The sequence below is a fragment of the Motilibacter aurantiacus genome (assembly GCF_011250645.1).
GTDB classification, from domain to species: Bacteria; Actinomycetota; Actinomycetes; order Motilibacterales; family Motilibacteraceae; genus Motilibacter_A; species Motilibacter_A aurantiacus.
Genome location: NZ_JAANNO010000007.1, coordinates 70,635 through 87,414, shown reverse-complemented (window position 1 = coordinate 87,414; position 16,780 = coordinate 70,635). Strand labels below are relative to the sequence as shown.

Annotated in this window: 13 protein-coding genes and 2 tRNA genes; 11 read left to right on the top strand and 4 right to left on the bottom strand. The window is 75.0% G+C overall.

What is annotated here, in order from left to right; genetic code table 11:
* Window positions 1-23: 23 nt before the first annotated feature.
* The 3 genes from G9H72_RS13680 (at window position 24) to G9H72_RS13670 (ending at window position 3,073) form a co-directional block, all read left to right on the top strand.
* Window positions 24-1,853, top strand: coding sequence for a sensor domain-containing diguanylate cyclase (locus G9H72_RS13680; RefSeq protein WP_166171982.1), 1,830 nt, complete (start codon window positions 24-26; stop codon window positions 1,851-1,853).
* Between the two features lie 62 nt (window positions 1,854-1,915).
* Complete coding sequence (locus G9H72_RS13675; protein ID WP_166171980.1) at window positions 1,916-2,944, top strand: LacI family DNA-binding transcriptional regulator; 1,029 nt, start codon at window positions 1,916-1,918, stop codon at window positions 2,942-2,944.
* Between the two features lie 36 nt (window positions 2,945-2,980).
* Window positions 2,981-3,073: transfer RNA gene (locus tag G9H72_RS13670), tRNA-Ser, on the top strand.
* 215 nt (window positions 3,074-3,288) lie between these two features.
* Here the strand turns inward: G9H72_RS13670 and G9H72_RS13665 are convergent.
* The gene (locus tag G9H72_RS13665) at window positions 3,289-3,669 is read right to left on the bottom strand and encodes a VOC family protein (protein ID WP_166171978.1); all 381 of its coding nucleotides are present in this window, start codon (window positions 3,667-3,669) and stop codon (window positions 3,289-3,291) included.
* 425 nt (window positions 3,670-4,094) lie between these two features.
* Between G9H72_RS13665 and G9H72_RS13660 the strand changes: the two genes are divergently transcribed.
* The 4 genes from G9H72_RS13660 (at window position 4,095) to G9H72_RS13645 (ending at window position 10,373) form a co-directional block, all read left to right on the top strand.
* On the top strand, window positions 4,095-4,952 hold the full coding sequence (locus G9H72_RS13660; RefSeq protein WP_166171976.1) for a hypothetical protein: 858 nt from the start codon (window positions 4,095-4,097) through the stop codon (window positions 4,950-4,952).
* 521 nt (window positions 4,953-5,473) lie between these two features.
* Window positions 5,474-7,159 (top strand): S8 family serine peptidase, encoded by a 1,686-nt coding sequence (locus G9H72_RS13655; protein ID WP_166171974.1) that lies wholly within the window; start codon window positions 5,474-5,476, stop codon window positions 7,157-7,159.
* Between the two features lie 48 nt (window positions 7,160-7,207).
* Window positions 7,208-9,826 carry a putative bifunctional diguanylate cyclase/phosphodiesterase gene (locus tag G9H72_RS13650; protein WP_166171972.1) on the top strand — a complete coding sequence of 873 codons (2,619 nt, stop codon included), beginning with the start codon at window positions 7,208-7,210 and terminating at the stop codon, window positions 9,824-9,826.
* A gap of 70 nt (window positions 9,827-9,896) precedes the next feature.
* A complete protein-coding gene (locus G9H72_RS13645; protein ID WP_166171970.1) occupies window positions 9,897-10,373 on the top strand; it encodes a hypothetical protein in 477 nt (158 codons plus the stop codon).
* A 33-nt stretch (window positions 10,374-10,406) separates the two neighbouring features.
* Here the strand turns inward: G9H72_RS13645 and G9H72_RS13640 are convergent, their stop codons facing one another.
* Window positions 10,407-10,958 carry a dihydrofolate reductase family protein gene (locus G9H72_RS13640; protein WP_166172237.1) on the bottom strand — a complete coding sequence of 184 codons (552 nt, stop codon included), beginning with the start codon at window positions 10,956-10,958 and terminating at the stop codon, window positions 10,407-10,409.
* A gap of 223 nt (window positions 10,959-11,181) precedes the next feature.
* On the opposite strand from G9H72_RS13640, the gene G9H72_RS13635 reads away from it, so the two are divergent.
* On the top strand, window positions 11,182-11,442 hold the full coding sequence (locus G9H72_RS13635) for a hypothetical protein (RefSeq protein ID WP_166171968.1): 261 nt from the start codon (window positions 11,182-11,184) through the stop codon (window positions 11,440-11,442).
* 110 nt (window positions 11,443-11,552) lie between these two features.
* On the opposite strand, the gene G9H72_RS13630 is transcribed toward G9H72_RS13635, so the two are convergent.
* Window positions 11,553-12,353: an ROK family protein gene (locus tag G9H72_RS13630; protein WP_166171966.1), complete on the bottom strand. Its 801-nt coding sequence runs from the start codon at window positions 12,351-12,353 to the stop codon at window positions 11,553-11,555.
* Window positions 12,354-12,397: 44 nt separating this feature from the next.
* On the opposite strand from G9H72_RS13630, the gene def reads away from it, so the two are divergent.
* Window positions 12,398-12,922: a peptide deformylase gene (def, locus tag G9H72_RS13625; RefSeq protein ID WP_166171964.1), complete on the top strand. Its 525-nt coding sequence runs from the start codon at window positions 12,398-12,400 to the stop codon at window positions 12,920-12,922.
* A gap of 10 nt (window positions 12,923-12,932) precedes the next feature.
* Here the strand turns inward: def and G9H72_RS13620 are convergent, their stop codons facing one another.
* Complete coding sequence (locus G9H72_RS13620) at window positions 12,933-15,632, bottom strand: bifunctional diguanylate cyclase/phosphodiesterase (protein WP_166171962.1); 2,700 nt, start codon at window positions 15,630-15,632, stop codon at window positions 12,933-12,935.
* 129 nt (window positions 15,633-15,761) lie between these two features.
* On the opposite strand from G9H72_RS13620, the gene G9H72_RS13615 reads away from it, so the two are divergent.
* Window positions 15,762-15,852, top strand: a tRNA-Ser gene (locus G9H72_RS13615).
* 211 nt (window positions 15,853-16,063) lie between these two features.
* Window positions 16,064-16,708, top strand: a complete 645-nt coding sequence (locus G9H72_RS13610) for a response regulator (protein WP_166172235.1) — start codon at window positions 16,064-16,066, stop codon at window positions 16,706-16,708.
* The last annotated feature ends 72 nt before the right edge of the window (window positions 16,709-16,780 follow it).

Sequence of the window (16,780 nt, the reverse complement as noted above, 5' to 3'; positions counted from 1 at the left end):
ATCAGGGCGCCGACATTCGCCCCGTGAACGTACGCCTGCACCCCGGCACCGCTGACGACGCCGAGGCCGACGCCCAGCGCCGAAGCCTGCAGGGGGAGCTGCGCCGGTTCTGGCGCGCCCTCGCGCTCGCTCTCTCGGTGCTGCTCGTCACCATCGCCTCCAGCGCGGCGTACAGCCAGCTCGTCGTGCAGCCGCGGGCGCTGCTCACCACCGCCGTGGTCAAGCAGCTGCGGCTGCTGCACGAGGGGATGCTCGACCAGGAGACGGGCCTGCGCGCGTACGCGGCGACGGGCAACCCGTCCTTCCTCGCGGCCTACTCCGCCGGGGCGACGAAGACCAACCGGGCCGAGGACGAGCTCATCGGGCTGGTGGCCGGGGACCCCACCGAGACCCGCATGCTCGTCGACACCATCCTGGCCCACCGCGCCTGGGCGGTGAGCTGGGCGAGCGAGGGGCTGGCCGTGCCGCCGGGCGAGCCCCTGGAGACCGCGAAGCTGTCGGCGTTCCTGGCCCGGGGCAAGACGCTGTTCGACCGCTACCGCGCGGTGCAGTCGGTGGCGACCGAGCGTGCCGCCAACCGCCGGGACGCCGCCCTCGACAGCCAGCGCCACACCCTGCTGGTGGCCGGCGGCATCAACGTGCTCGTCGTCGCCGGCATCTTCGGGGTCGGGATGCGCCGCCGGCGCCAGCTGGCCCTCGTCATCGACGCCCCCGTGCGCGCGCTGCTGGACATGATCTCGCGGATGGAGGCCGGCGAGCTGGGCGTCCAGGCCCCCGGGCTCGGGTCCTCGGAGTTCCGCCGGCTCGGCGACGGCCTGGCCGCGATGGCCCGGCGCATCGAGGCCCAGCAGGCCCGCGGGATGATGCGCGAGGAGGCCGCGAGCCAGCTCGCCGCCCGGCTGCAGGTCATCCTGCGCGTCGCCCGCGAGACCTCCGGGTCGCTCGACCCGCGGTTCGTCGCGGAGTCGGTCGCTGCCGCGGCCGTCGAGCTGGGGCGGACCCGCGCCGTCGTGTGGGAGCGGCAGACCGACGGCGAGTTCGTCGCGATCCGGCGCAGCGACGACCCGAAGGGCGCCCGCCCGCCGGCGGGCCTCGTCGCCCCGCCGCACGTGGAGGTCTCGGCCGCGGAGGCCCGCACGGTCACCGTCGGCACCATGACGTACTTCCCGCTCGTCGTCCGCGGCGCCGTCGTCGGCGTCATGGAGGTCGAGGCCGAGGCCTGGGACGACGAGGACTCGGCCCAGGTGGACTCGGTGCTCGAGGCCCTCGCGCTGAGCGCCGCGTCCGCCCTGGACTCGGCCCGCCTGCACGCCAGCGTCACCGAGCAGGCGCGCCTGGACGGGCTCACCGGCCTGCGCAACCGGCGCAGCCTGGAGGAGGAGACGCCGCACGAGTACGGGCGCTCCCGCCGCTACGACCGCCCGCTCAGTGTCTGCATGATCGACCTGGACCACTTCAAGCGCATCAACGACACCGCCGGGCACGCCATCGGCGACGAGTGGCTGCGGCGCTCGGCCCAGGCCGTCGTCGCGGGCCTGCGCGGCAGCGACGTCGCCTACCGGTACGGCGGGGAGGAGCTGGTCGTGGTGCTGCCGGAGACGGCCGCGGACGCCGCGCTCATCGTGGCCGAGCGCATGCGCCGGGCGATCGAGGAGATCGACGGGCCGCCGGAGTACCCGAAGATCACCGCCTCCGTGGGCGTCGCGACCCTGACCTACGCGATGCGCGACATGACCGACCTGATCGCGGCCGCCGACACCGCGCTCTACGCGGCCAAGTCCGGCGGCCGGAACCAGGTCGTCGCCGCCGCGCCCCCGGCGGTTCTCTCGCTTCCCGGGCCCCAGTCGGGCTGAGGGACGGCTAGCGTTCGGCTCGCCGGAACCGACGACGGAGTCGGGGACGAAAGGGGCGAGTCATGGTCTCGATCCATGAGCTGTCACGGCGCAGCGGCGTCTCCGTCTCCACCGTCAGCCGCGCGCTGAACGGCTACACCGACGTCAGCGCCGCGACCCGGCAGCGGGTGCAGGAGCTGGCCCGCGAGCTGGGCTACTCCCCGAGCGAGGCCGCCCGGACCCTCGTCCGCCGGCGCAGCACCATGGTCGGCGTCGTCTGGGACCCGGGCTTCGGCCAGCCGGCGCCCCACCCGTTCCTGCACCAGGTGCTCGACGGGATCCGCTACGGCCTCGGCAACCGCGGCTACGACACGCTGCTCGTCGCCCCCGTCCTCGACGAGGCGGCCCAGGACGCCGAGGCGTACGTCCGGCGCGCCCGGCAGCTCAGCCTCGCCGGCGTCGTGGTGATGGGCGTCGACCCGGCACAGCCCTGCGTGCGCGGGCTCATCGACAGCGACGTCCCGGTGGTCCTCGTCGACATCGACCGGCGCGGCCCGCGCACCGTCCGGCTGACCTCGGACAACGTCGGTGGCGCCGCCCTGGCCGCGAGGCACCTGCACGCTCTCGGCCGGCGCAGGCTCGCCTGCATCTCCGGCCCGCTTGACCTGCCGACCTCCGAGGACCGGCTGCGCGGGTTCCGCGACGAGCTCGCCGGGCTCGGCCACGACCTGCCCGGCGAGCTCGTCGCCGCCGGCGACTTCTTCCACGACGGCGGCGCCGAGGCGATGCGCGGCCTGCTGGCGCTGCCCGAGCGGCCCGACGGCGTCTTCGGCTGCAGCGACCTCATGGCGCTGGGCGCGATGTCGGCGATCGGGGACGCCGGCCTTCGGGTGCCCGACGACATCGCGGTGGTCGGCTTCGACGACGTGCCCGCAGCGGCGTACGCCCGGCCGCGGCTCACGACCGTCCGGCAGGACGTCCCCGCCTTCAGCGCCGCCGCCGCCGAGCAGGTCCTCGCGCTCGCCGCGAGCCCGCCCGACGAGGAGCCCGAGGGGGCGGTCGTGCTCGAGACCAGCCTGGTGGTGCGCGAGTCCTGCGGCGCCGCGGGCTGAGCCCGGGCCCTCGGGCGCTACCGTGGGCGTCCTCCGGGAGGGCTGTCCGAGTGGCCGATGGAGGCGGTCTTGAAAACCGCTAGGCAGGACACCAAGCCTGCCTCATGGGTTCGAATCCCATGCCCTCCGCGCACGCGCCGGGACGGCGCACCGCCTGCCGAGGTGCCCGGGATCGAGGCGCGGGCGGCTACGTGCCGTCCTGTCGCCGAAATGCGAACGCCGCAGCTGCCGGGGCTGGCGACGAATGCCCTCCAGTCGATAGCGCGCTGCGGCGCGGGCCGGTCGCGCGCAATTCCTTCGGACGGCCGACAACTTCGACGGTGAGAAAGAGTCCGCCGAGGCAGTCAAGGGCCGTGGAATACCGCCTCGACGTTGTGGCCGTCGGGGTCGCGCAAGAACACCGCGTAGTAGCCCGGGTGGTACTCCGGCCACTCGCGCGGCGGGTGCAGCACCTCCACCCCGGACGAGACCGCCGCTGTGTGGACCGCGTCCACGGCCGCCCGGTCCGGTGCCGCGAACGCGATGTGCAGCTCGCGGGCCTCGCCGGCACCGGCCGGGCTGAGCCAGAAGTCAGGGCTGCCTGCGGGGCCTGCCAGCCCCACGACGAACGACTCCCCCACCGGGTGGCGCATCGCCTCCTGCACACCGCAGGACGCGAACATCCGCAGGTAGAACTCGAGCGACGCCTCGACGTCGGACACCGGCACACCGAGGTGATCCAGCATGGACGGAGGCTAGCGAGCACAGCGGCCCACCGCACCTGGGCACGGGTGCGCATCGACGTGCCGGCGCATACCGTGGCCGGCCGATCACGCTGCAGCGTCACGGGTGGGACCGGCCGCTCTCGTCCGGGCGAATTCGGCGTGGAGGGCGGGCTGCGGCGAACGGTTGCCGCGCGCACGTGATACGACCGACGTGGACCTGCCGGCAGACCGTCGACGGGCGGCGAGCGGAGGAGCGCACATGATGCAGCGGGCTCGCCTGCGCGCTCCCCGGCTGTTGCACTGCCTCGACGCGTCGCGCGCCGAGGGCGCCTTGTCCGGCCGCGCGGGGCGCGCCTACTGTTCGCCCGGTCGGCCGGCCCTGCGCCCGACCGGCGCGGCCGCAAGGTGCCGTGGGCCTGTCGTCGACCAGGAAGGCCGCTGCCCGGATGAGTGCTGACGACGTCGCCCGCAGGATGCGCGCCGCGATGGACTCGTGGTCGGCCCAGGCCGCGCCCGGGCTGGCCGAGCTCCTCGCCGCGGACCCTGCGGCGCGCGCAGCAGGACGGTCGGCGCACGGGCCCTCCGGCTCGGCGCGCGGCCATGCGCGTACGCCGGGGCTCCCGGCCCTGGACCGGCAGCTGGCCGTCTTCGAGGGCGTGCAGCCCATCGCTCTGCGGGCGACCACCGCGGTGGAGTACGTCGCGGCGTCCTGGTGGGTGCGCGCGCACCGGCAGGCGCAGGCCGCCCGGCTCCTGCTGCTCGAGGGGTTCGCCGCCGAGGCGGAGGTCAACACCCGCGACGTGGTGGAGCACTCGATCGCGCTGGAGACGCTCGCGGCCTTCGACGCCCGCGACGAGGCGGCGCGGTTCCTCTCGGGGCTGGCCGCCGGCCCCATGCCGCCGAGCCTCGACGTCCTGCCCACGGCGAGCACGGGCATCGGCACCGCGGTGCCCTACCTGCGGCGCGTGGCGCGCGGCGAGCGCTTCGAGCGGGCACCGGAGGCGGTGGACGAGGAGGCCATCGTGCCGCTGCTCCTCGAGGCTCTCACCACCTGCAACGCGACGTTCGACGTCTTCCTCGCCGAGCCGGTGCTCGCCGCCCTGGCCAACTCCGGCCCCACCGGCGCGACCGGCCCGACGGGGCCGGCGGGGACGACGGGCACGGACGTGCCCACCAGCGGCCTGCCCGCCGGCGGGCCGCTCGGCGTCCCCGACCCGCTGCCCCGGGGGCGCACCGCGCCACGGCCCGACGCGGTGCCGGACACCCGGCTGCCCGAGCGCGGCGACGGCTCCGGCCGGCGCTGAGGCCCGCTCTGCCGCGGAGACGTCGGGAGGCGTCGGGAGGCGTCGGGAGGACGTCACCGTCCCGCCGGACGCGGGGCGGGGCGCGACGAGCGTGACCTGGGCCACCCGGCCCCGGCGCAGCGGCGAGAATTCTCCGCATTTGTTCCCTCGTCTTTTGTGCGACGCCGTCTCTGGTCACTCAGTGCGACGAGTGCTGATAAGCCAACTGAGCTATGGCCGCCGATTTCGTCGCACAGTGCGATCGTTGGCACCTAAGGTTTTGTCTCGGTCACCCTGGGTCTTCGGCGGCTTGTGCCGCGATGCCACGGCTCCACCCACCGTTACTTTGTGACAGCATCCTGTTGCTCGCGGTGACGTCAACGTGGAGGCCCGGGGGGAGGCATCCGCGACGAGATGTCCGGCGCCGGGTCAAGGAGCACCCAGTGCCTGCCGAAGAGCCGGTGTCCTCGCCTGGGGGCCGCCGGTCGCACAGTCCGATTCGGGGCCGGCGCTCGGACCGGCCCAGGAGGGTGGAGTTCGAGATGCTCGCTCGACTTCTTGTCCCGTCCAGCGGGGCGCACGCAGGGTCCCTGGCCGGTGTCGGCCGACGTTCGCCGGCCACGGCCGCGCTGGCTGCGGCGGTGCTCGCCTGCGGCACGGGGGTGGCCGGCCCCGGAGCCGGCGCTGCCGCCGCCGGTGAGGACGGCCCGCTGCCGGGGGTGGCGTCCGCGGCCGACGCGCTCGGCGCCCCGGTCCGCGTCGTCGTCGGTGCCCTCGCCGCGGACCAGGCCGTCGTCTCACGGTCGATCACGGCAGCGGGCGGGCGGGTGGTCGACGCCGCATCGGACGTCGCGACCCTCGTCGCCGAGGTGCCGGGCTCGGCCGTCGCGGCCCTCCCCGGGGCGCCGGGCGTGCGGTGGGTGACTCCGGACCTGCAGGTCAAGCTGCTGGAGTCGAGCGCGGACGGCGCCGGCGCCGCGGGCCGGACGCTGCACAGCATCGCCGAGGAGGTGGGTGCGACCGCCGCATGGCAGCGCGGGGCCACCGGCCAGGGCGTCGACGTCGCGCTGATCGACTCCGGCGTCGCCCCCGTCCCCGGCCTCGACGGCCGCGCCAAGGTCGTCACCGGCCCGGACTCCACGCTCGACCCCGCACAGCCGGAGGCCGCGAACGCGGCTGCGCAGGGGATCGACACCTTCGGCCACGGGACCGTGATGGCGAGCATCATCGCCGGCGACGACGCGGCCCGCCCGATCGGCGACCCGGACGCCGCCGACGGCATCGCCCCCGACGCCGGGCTGGTCAACATCCGGGTCGCAGGCACCGACGGCGAGGTCAGCCTGGGTGACCTCGTCATGGCGATCGGCTGGGTGGTCGAGCACGGCCGCGACCACGGCCTCAACGTCCGCGTGCTCAACCTGTCGGTCGGCGGCTACGGCCCCGACAGCCACACGGTCGACCCGCTCGCCTGGGCGGCCAGCGCGGCGGTCGACGCGGGCATCGTCGTGGTGACCTCGTCGGGCAACGACGGCTCGGAGTACGAGCGGGTCACCTCGCCCGCCATCGCCCCCGCGGTGATCGCGGTCGGCTCCTCCACGCGTACGGCGAACGGCGCGGCGGCCTCGGCGTACACGAACCTCGGCAACGAGGAGCGCGGCGTCGACGTCTTCGCGCCCGGCGACTCGGTGCTGGGCCTGCGCGCCCCGGGCTCCACGCTCGACCAGTCCTACCCCGGCGCCCGCGTGGGCGACCGCTGGTTCCGCGGCAGCGGCACGTCGCACGCGGCGGCCGTCGTCAGCGGCGCCGCGGCCCTGCTGCTGTCCGAGCGCCCCGAGCTGACGCCCGACCAGGTCAAGACGCTGCTCGCCACGACCGCCGAGCCGCTCGCCTCCCCGGCCGCGGCCCCCGGAGGCGTTCTCGACATCGACGCCGCGCTCGCCGCCCCGGCCCCGGCGCCGAAGGCTCCGGTCAAGCTCTTCGCGCTGCCCGACGGCTGGGACGAGGCCCAGGCCGCGGACGACGCCGAGGCGGCGGGCGCCTGGGCGGGCCTGCGGTGGAACGGGCTGCGGTGGAACGGGCTGCGGTGGAACGGGCTGCGGTGGAACGGGCTGCGCTGGAACGGGCTGCGCTGGAACGGGCTGCGCTGGAACGGCCTGCGGTGGAACGGCCTTCGCTGGAACGGCCTGCGCTGGAACGGCCTCAGGTGGAACTCTGAGCTCTGGGGTTAGGAGGTCCCACCTCGCGCGCGAGGTGGAGCGATGGGATAGGACTGCGTCGTGGCGGACCGTGGAAGGGGTCTGCGTGGGCCGCTGTCGGCGAACGCCCGCGCCACCCTGCTGACGGCTGCCCTCGTGCTCCTCGCCGCGGGCCTGTGGTACGCCACGGGCCCGCGGCGTACCACTCTGGAACAGCCCTGGATCGTCGCCGCCCTGGTCGTGGCCTTCATCTGCACCGAGCTCGGCCAGCTGCACGTCATCGTCGGCAAGCAGACCCGGTCGATCCACTTCAGCGAGCTCCCCGGCGTCGTGGCGCTCTTCCTGGTCGGCCCCGCCGGGTTCCTGCTCTCGCACGTGCTGGCCACCGCCGCGGTCGTGCTGAGGAACCGCACCCCCGCGACCAAGGCCGCCTTCAACCTCGCGCTGTCGGCCAACGAGTGCCTCGTGCTCATCGTGGTGCTCGAGTACATCGGGGACGGGGCCGAGCTGACGTTGCGCTCGGCCCTCGCCGTCTTCGTCGGCGTCTTCGCCGTCAACGCGCTGGACCTCACCGCCCTGCGCGCCGTCATCTGGCTCACCGAGGGGCGTCCCCCGAGCCGGCAGCGCTCGGACTGGGTCGCGGCGGTCCTCGGCGTGGGCGGGGTGTTCAGCGCCGCGCTCGGGCTGGTCGTCGTCGCGCTCGTGAAGCCCGGCGGCTGGCAGTGGATGCTGCTGCTGCCGCTGGCCGGCGTGCTCTGGACGGCGTACCGCACCTACTCGACGCTGCTGGAGCGGCACCTCGCGCTCGAGCGGCTCTACGACTTCTCCCAGACCACCCGCAACGGGTCCCGCTGGGGCGACGTGGTGCCCGAGCTGCTCGAGCAGGCCCGCTCCCTGCTCAACGCCGAGCGCGCGGTCATCCGGGTGCACGGCCCGGACGACGAGGACGAGGTGATCGCGGTCGCCGACTCCTCCGGCTTCGACAGCGGGCCCGCTCCCGGTGAGCGGCCGGTGGGCCTGGCGGTGCACGGCAGCGGGACGCCGGCCGAGGCCCCGCGGGCCCCCGCCCGCGACGAGATCCACGACGAGGTGCTGCTCTCCCGCAAGGCGTTGCTCGTGGCCCGCGGGACGACCGACCCCCGGCTGCGCGAGTGGCTGGCGGCCCGCGGCGCGCGCGACGCCATGGTCGTGCCGCTCGTGGGCGACACCGGGGCGTTCGGCACGCTGGAGGTGGCGGGCCACCAGGCCGACGCGCGCACCTTCACCCCTGCCGACCTGCGCCTGCTGGAGACCCTCGCGACGCACACCGGCTTCGCGCTGGAGAACAGCCAGCTGCTCGACCGGCTGCGGCACGACGCCCACCACGACCACCTGACCGGCCTGGCGAACCGCGGCTACTTCATGGAGCGGCTCGACGAGGCGGTCGCCGCCCGCCGGCAGTTCGCCGTCATGATCATGGACCTCGACCGGTTCAAGGACATCAACGACGCGCTGGGCCACCACAGCGGCGACCAGTTGCTGCGCGCCGTGGCCTCGCGGCTGCTGCTCGCCGCACCCGACGGGGCGACGGTCGCGCGGCTCGGCGGTGACGAGTTCGCCGTCCTGCTGCCCGCCCCGGGCCAGCGCGACGAGGCCGAGCAGCTCGGGCGGCGCATCTCCGAGGCGCTCATGGGCCCGGTCCCGTTCGAGGACGCCGCCATCGACGTCGAGGGGTCGGTCGGCATCGCCCTCCACCCCGAGCACGGCACCGACGCCGCCGCGCTGCTGCAGCACGCGGACATCGCGATGTACGCCGCCAAGACCCAGGCGCTGGGCGTACGCGTCTACGACCCGTCCCTGGACGAGGGCGGCCCCCGGCGGCTGGCCCTCATGGCCGAGCTGCGCAGCGCGCTGCGCGCCGACGAGATCGTCGTCTACTACCAGCCCAAGGTGCGGCTCAGCGACGCCGAGCTCGTCGGCGTCGAGGCCCTCGCCCGCTGGCAGCACCCGAACCGCGGCCTCGTCCCGCCCGACGAGTTCATCCCGCTCGCCGAGCACACGGGGGTCATCACGCCGCTGACGCTCCGGGTGCTCGAGACCGCGCTGGCGCAGTGCCGGCAGTGGCTCGAGGAGGGCAAGAGCATCCCGGTCGCGGTCAACATCTCGGTGCGCGCGCTGCTGGACCCCGGCTTCCCCGCTCAGGTGGTCCGGGTGCTCGCGGCGCAGGGCGTCCCGCCCGCGCTGCTGACCCTCGAGCTGACCGAGACCAGCATCATGAGCGACCGGGCCCGCGCGGTGCCCGCGCTCGAGCAGCTCACCGGCCACGGGGTGAAGGTGTCCGTGGACGACTTCGGGACGGGCTACTCCTCCCTCGCCCACCTGCGCCGGCTGCCGGTGACCGAGGTGAAGATCGACAAGTCGTTCGTCTTCAGCATGGCCACCGAGCCCGAGGACGCCGCCATCGTCGAGGCGATCGTCCAGCTGGCCCACTTCATGGGCAAGCAGGTCGTCGCCGAGGGCGTCGAGGACGCGCTCAGCTGGCACAAGCTCACGGCCATGGGATGCGACATCGCCCAGGGCTACCTCATGTCGCGGCCGCTCCCGCCCGAGCGGCTCGAGACGTGGCTGCGCGACAACGCGCTGCCGCCACGGCCGGGCGTCAACGAGCCCGCGTCGGTGCTGCGCAAGGCCCGCCCGCTGCGGCTGGCGACGCAGACCTGACCCGGGCCGGCGGCCCGGCTCGTGACGGCCCCGTCCCGGGCGCCCGCCGGGCGGCTGGCACGATCGGCTCGTGAGCCCCTCCCGCCACGCCCCTGGAGCCCCCCGCCACTCGTACGCCCTGCGCCCCGGCGCCGACAGGGCCGCCCTCACCCTCGTCGTCTCCGCGGCGCTCGACGTGCTCGCGCCGGTGCTGGCCACCGCGTGGATCGACGAGCCGCCGCTCGGGAGCGTGCCGGCGGAGGCGGCCGGCGCGCTCGAGCGGCTGCGCGCCGCCGCGCGGGCGCAGGTCCAGGAGGGCCGGCTGCCGCGTACGGACGGGCCGCACCTCGGCGTCGACGTCGACGTCTCGGACCCGGGGCAGGCCTCCGCGTTCGCCGAGCTCGCGGCCTGGACGACGGCCGGCGAGGCCTACACCGCCGACGAGGACGAGGTCGTCCGGGCGGGCGACACCGGCGGCTCGCTGGTGCTGTCGCTCACCGATCAGGAGCACACGGCCCTGCTGCAGCGCCTGCCCGCGACGGCGGCGGGGCTGCTGGAGCCGCGGTGAGGCCGGGCGGCCGGATCGTTCGCGCCACCGGCGTCAGCGGGTGCGCCGGTAGCGCTCCCGGACCACGCCCGAGCCGTACTCCGACGTCTCGACCAGGGCCAGGGCGCGCCTCCCGCTGACCGGCGGCAGGAGCGGGGTGCCGCCGCCGAGGAGGACCGGGTAGCGGAACATCCGCAGCTCGTCGACGAGGTCGAGCTCGATGGCCGCCCCGGCCAGTGCCGCGCCGCCGATCGAGACGTCCCGGTCCGTCGCGGCGAGGGCAGCTGCGACCTCCTCGGCCAGGGGAGCGGTGGCGAGCCGGGCGTTCCCCTGCACGCGGTCGAGGGTGCGGCTGAAGACGACCTTCGGCAGCGCGCACCAGGCGTCGGCGAACTGCGCCCGCGGCTCGTCCGCCCGCATCGACGGGTCCGTCTCCCAGACCAGCATCGCCTCGTAGAGCCGGCGTCCGCAGAGGTAGCCGCCGAGCTGCCGCACCCCCTCGAGGTGGACGCCGAACACCTCCTCGCTGGGCGCGCTCCACCCGAAGTCGCCGTGGCGGTCGGAGACGAAGCCGTCCACGGAGACGCTCATCGAGACGATCAGCACGGCGTCGTGCCGCGGGGGGACGTGCTCCAGCTGGGCATGGGCGTCGCCTTCCTCGGGTGGGTCGTCGCCACCTGGTGACCGCCTGCGGGGCGAGAACTCATCGGCGAGGACGAATGTCACGAGCGCGTCGGTGCATCTGTCAGGCGGCTGACAGACGGCCACTGCCGCGAGGAGCAGGCTGGTCGCTGTCAGGACGAAGAGCTCGCCCGAGAAGGAGCCCCCGATGAGCCCCCAGGCCCGCCCCGCGTACGCCGCCGCCGCGAACGGCTCGCGCCCCCGCGGCGCCCGGCGCACGACGATGCTGCTCCCGCTGATGCACGCGCACCCGGTGGGCCGTCCGGTGTGGCCGGCGACAGCGCTCCCGTCGCTCCTGCCGGCGGACGCCGGTGGGCACGCGCAGCACCGCGTACACCTCTGCCGCTACGCCGTCCCCGGCGGCACCACGTCCGGGCGGGCCCGTCCCGCCGTCCCGCTGCGGGTCTGACCGACTCCGCGCCGTGAAGGGCCCCGGCGGCCGCGCCATCACCTGTGGGAGGGGAGTGATGGGGCGCCGGCGGGGCCCTTCGTCGTCGGTCCCGGGGGGAGGGGGGAGGGTCAGGCCTCGTGCGCGGGGTCCCACAGCCGCGCGCCCCCGAGCAGACCGGCAAGGTTGGGCACGACGGTGACGTCGGGCCCGAGGTCGACCGTGAGATGCCGGGTGTTGCCGCCGCCGACGTAGAGCCGGTCCCACCAGAACACCCACCGCAGGCCCTCGACCGCCTCGGCGACCCGGGCGTTCCACCGCTCGCGGCCGATGCGGGCACGGGTGAGGTTGCCGAGCCGCTCGTCGTAGGACTCGCCCTTCTTCAGCCGGTGCGCGGACATCTCCACCTTCGGCAACAGCCGCCCGTCGTCGAACATCGCGAAGCCGAAGCCGGTCCCGAGGGTGACGACGACCTCGAACCCGACCCCGGACACCACGGCGCAGCCCTGCATCTCCGCGTCGTTGACGGCGCGTACGGGGGCGAGCAGTGCCTTCTCGAGCGCGGCCGCCACGTCGAAGCCCCGCCACTGCCGGACCAGCTGCGGGTCCGGCTCGGTGAAGGGCCCGCCCACCGTGACGAAGTGCGGGGTGTGCAGCACACGCCCCTTGCGGATGACCCCGGGCACCCCGACGGACACCCGGTCGTACTGCCCGGAGCTCCCCGACTTCCCTGGCTGCCTCAGCTGCTCGGCCAGCCCGGCCACCGTCGCGACGAAGACGTCGGTCGGGCAGGGGTACGGCGTCGGCACCCGGACGCGCGGGGCCACCATGCGGCCGTCGGGCCCGAGGACCGTCGCCTTGATGCCGGTGCCCCCGCAGTCGACGACGAGGGTGCGGGGGCCGTCCTGGCCCCCCGGTGGTGTCGCGGTCACGGAGGACAGCCTGCCCTGCCGGGCCCGCCCTACCCTGGTCCGCTATGGCAGACGCTCCGCTCATCACCCGCTACGGCAACCCTGTGCTGCACCGCGCCGCCCGCCCCGTCGAGACGTTCGACGACGAGCTCGTGGCCCTCGCCGAGCGGATGCGGGCGAGCATGGCCGCGGCCGACGGGGTGGGCGTCGCCGGGCCGCAGGTCGGCGTCGGGCTGCGCATCTTCGTCATCGACTGTCCCGGCGCCGACGGGGAGAACGTCGTCGCGACGCTCGTCAACCCGGTGCTGGAGGTCGGGGCGGAGCGTGAGCTCGACGAGTCCGAGGAGGGCTGCCTGTCCGTGCCCGGGGTGTGGAACGTCGTGCCGCGCCCGGCGTGGGCGGCGGTCAGCGGGCTCGACGAGTTCGGCAAGCCGGTGCGCGTCGAGGGGACCGGCCTGCTGGCGCGCTGCCTGCAGCACGAGTACGACCACCTCGACGGCATCGTGTACGTCGACCGGCTGCCCAAGCGCGTGCGGCGCAAGCTGCTCGACGCGATGGGCACGCCGTCGTGGGGCGAGCCTCCGGCCTGAGCGGGCCGGGTCAGCCCGCCCGGCGGGTCGGCAGCGGCGCCGCGCCGATGACGGGCAGCGCGGTGGGCTCGAGGTCCGGCGGCTCGAGCGTGACCGACCGGACCGCGGGCACCCCCGCGGCGGGCATCGGGCGGCCGAACAGGTAGCCCTGCGCCCGGTCGCAGCCCATGGCGCGCAGCAGGGCCGCCTGGCCGTACGTCTCCACGCCCTCGGCGACGACGACGAGGTCGTGCGCGTGCGCGAGGTCGATGACGGCCGCGACGACCGCGTCCCCCTGCCGGGTGCCGAGCCGGGACACGAACGACCGGTCGATCTTCAGCGCATCGAGCTCGAAGCGGCCGAGGTACGCCAGGGCCGAGTAGCCCGTCCCGAAGTCGTCGACGGCCATGTGCGCCCCGAGCTCGCGCAGCCGGCGCAGGGACTGCTCCACGACCGCGCTGCCTCCGAGGAGGCTGCGCTCGGTCAGCTCGACGAGCAGCTCGCCCTTGGCCGCAGGATGGCGCAGCAGCGCCTGCTCGAACCGGCGTCCGTAGTGCGGCAGCTGCAGCGAGCGGGGGGACACGTTCACCCCGACCCGTGTGGTGCACCCGGCCGCACGCCACGCGGCGACCTGCTCGGCGGCCGCCTCCAGCACCTGGCCGTCGAGCTCGGCGATCAGGCCGCTCTCCTCGGCGACCTCGATGAACGCGGCGGGGGGCAGCAGGCCGCGCCCCGGCTCGTCGATGCGGACCAGCGCCTCGACGGCTCGGACCGATCCGTCGACGAGACTGACGACGGGCTGGTAGAGCAGCACGAGCCGGCGCTCGTCCAGCGCGCGGCGCAGGGTCTGCTCGGCGCCCAGCCGCTCGTCCACCTCCTGGCGCAGCTCCGCGTCGAACAGCGCGAACCGGTCGCGGCCGTTCTCCTTCGCGCGGTACAGCGCCAGGTCGGCCTCCCGGAACAGCTCCGCGGCCGAGCGCTGCCCGTCCTCGCAGGTGCTCACGCCGATGCTCGCGCTGGTGACGAGGGTGACCCCGTCCCGGGTGTCGTACGGCGCCCGCAGCACCTCGAGCACGCGGCGGGCGAGCGCGGCCGCCCCGCCCGGGCCGTCGACGTCGGGCAGCAGCACGACGAACTCGTCGCCGCCCAGCCGGGCCACGGTCGCGTCGGAGCGGCAGGTGCCCGCGAGCCGGCCCCCGGCCTCCACCAGGAGCTGGTCGCCCAAATGGTGGCCCAGGCTGTCGTTGATGAGCTTGAAGCGGTCCAGGTCGAGCATGAGCAGCGCGAGGCACCCGCCGGACCGGGCGTGGTCCGCGAGCGTCTCCTCGAGCCGCCGCATGAGCAGGGCCCGGTTCGCCAGCCCGGTCAGGGTGTCGTACAGGGCGAGCCGCTCGAGCTCGGCCTGCGTCCGGCGCTGCTCGGTCAGGTCCTGCACGAAGCAGACGGCGTAGAGCGGGCGTCCCTGGGCGTCCGGCGCGACGGCGGCCTCCAGCCGCACGTCCACCTCGTGGCCGTCGCGGTGGCGCATCCGCATCTCGGCGGTGCCCCGCGTCAGCTCGCCCTGCTCCATGCGGTGCAGGGCGTCGAGCGTGCTCTCCCGGTGCGCCGGTGGCATCAGCTCGCCCGGCGCGAGCGCGCGGCTCTCCTCCTCCGACAGCCCGAGCATCGCGCACCAGGCGGGGTTGGCGCGCAGGATGGCGCCGTGGCGCTCCCCTCGCAGCCCCACGAGCAGCATGCCGACCGGCGCGCCGTCGAAGGAGAGCCGGAAGTGCTCCTCGGACGTGCGCAGGGCAGCGGCGGCCTCCTCGCGTTCGGTCACGTTCTGCATGACGCCCCAGACACCGTCGGGGGTGCCGTCGGGGGCCAGGCTGACGTCGGACCAGAAGGCCAGCCAGCGGGCGCTGCCGTCCGGCTGCGGGACCCGGACGACCCCCTGGCCGGGGGTGCCCTGCAGGCAGGAGCCCGCGAGCTGCCGCGCGGCGAGAGCGTCAGCCGGGTGCAGCCGGTCGAAGACCCGCTCGACCGTGACCTCCTCCTCCGGCGACAGCCCGAGCAGGGCGTGCATCTTCGCGTCGACCGTCAGCTCGCGGGTCGACATGCGCCAGGACCACAGGCCCAGCCCGCTGAGCTCCTGGGCCGCGCGCAGCCGCTGGGTGGTCGTACGCAGCGCCGACGAGGCGAGGCTGCGCTCGGAGAGCGCGACCGCATGCGCCATGCGCGAGGAGAGCACGTCCGTGACGAGGGCCAGCACGGCGAGGTCGCTCTCGTCGAACGCCCCCGACCGGTGGGAGATCGCCGAGAGGCAGGCGAAGGCGCGGCCGTTGTCCAGCAGCGGGACGACCACCGACGAGCGCAGGCCGAACCGGCGGTTCAGCTCGGGCAGGGTGGGCTCGTCGCCGGAGTAGGCGTCGGACACGAGGACCGGGCGGCGGGTGGAGAGCGCCTCACCGGCGGTCGTGCCGGCCAGCGGGATGCTGGTGTCGAGCCCCTCGGGCACGCCGACCCCCGCCCGCAGCACGCACTGGTCGCCCTGCGGCACGCCCACGATGACGGTGTCCGCCGCGAGCAGGCCGCGCACGATGCGGGCGGCGAGGTCGAACAGCACGTCCGGGTCCGCGGCGGCGCACGCGACCTCGCGCAGCGCGGCCACGACGGCGGGGAGGCGCTCGACGGGGACGTCGGGGGAGGCGAGGGGAAGGCCCTGCGCCATCGTGCCCGGTTCCTCGCTCACGAGTCCAGAGTCGACCGCCCGCGGTGGGACCTGAGACTGCGTGCCGGAGCGCACCTCCAACGGCCGAACGCCGCTCCGGCCCTCCCCGCTTTGGCTCGTACGGCCAGGGCCGCTACGCTCGTCCCTGCTGGAGGCGTCGCCTAGTCCGGTCTATGGCGCCCGCCTGCTAAGCGGGTTGAGGGCAAAAACCCTCTCGCGGGTTCAAATCCCGCCGCCTCCGCAACGGACGGCCCGTGCCCCGGGGACTCCCCGAGGCATGGGCCGTCTGCTTTGTCCGCATACACGTGGCCCGCTGCACGTGCCCCTGCCGTGCGACGCCGGTCCCCCGGTCGGCTCAAGCTGCGCCCGCGCCGTGCCGATGGCGCAGGCAGCGGAGGGAGAGCCCCGACGTGGACGGGAGAGACGACATGACCGTGGGCGCGACCGATCCGATGCACCAGGTGCGGGTCTTCCTGCTCGACGACCACGAGATCGTGCGCCGCGGGCTGCGCGACCTGCTCGAGAGCGACCCGCGCATCGCGGTCGTCGGCGAGGCCGGTACCGCGGCCGAGGCGCGCGCGGGCATCCTCGCGGTCCGGCCGGACGTCGCCGTGCTCGACGGCCGGCTGCCCGACGGCAGCGGCGTGGAGGTCGCCCGCGACGTCCGCTCCGCAGACCCGCGCGTCCGCGTCCTCATCCTGACCTCGTACGACGACGACGAGGCGCTCTTCGCCGCCATCACGGCCGGGGCCTCGGGCTACCTGCTCAAGCAGATGCGCGGCGACGACCTGGTCGACGCGGTGCACCGCGTCGCCGCCGGCCAATCCCTGCTCGACCCCGCTGTGACCGCGCGCGTGCTGGAGCGGCTGCGCGGCGGGGGGCGCCCGGACCGCCTGGCCAGCCTCACCGAGCAGGAGCGCCGGATCCTCGCTCACATCGCCGAAGGCATGACGAACCGGCAGATCGCCGAGCGGCTGACGCTCGCCGAGAAGACGGTCAAGAACCACGTGTCGAACCTGCTCGGCAAGCTCGGCCTCGAGAGCCGTACGCAGGCCGCCATCTTCGCGACCAAGCACGTGGCGCGCGCCGGCCGGTAGCCACAGCCGTCGACGGAGCCGTGCACCATCCGGGGGTGCACGGCTCTTGTCGCGTGCGCTCCTGTCGTGCGC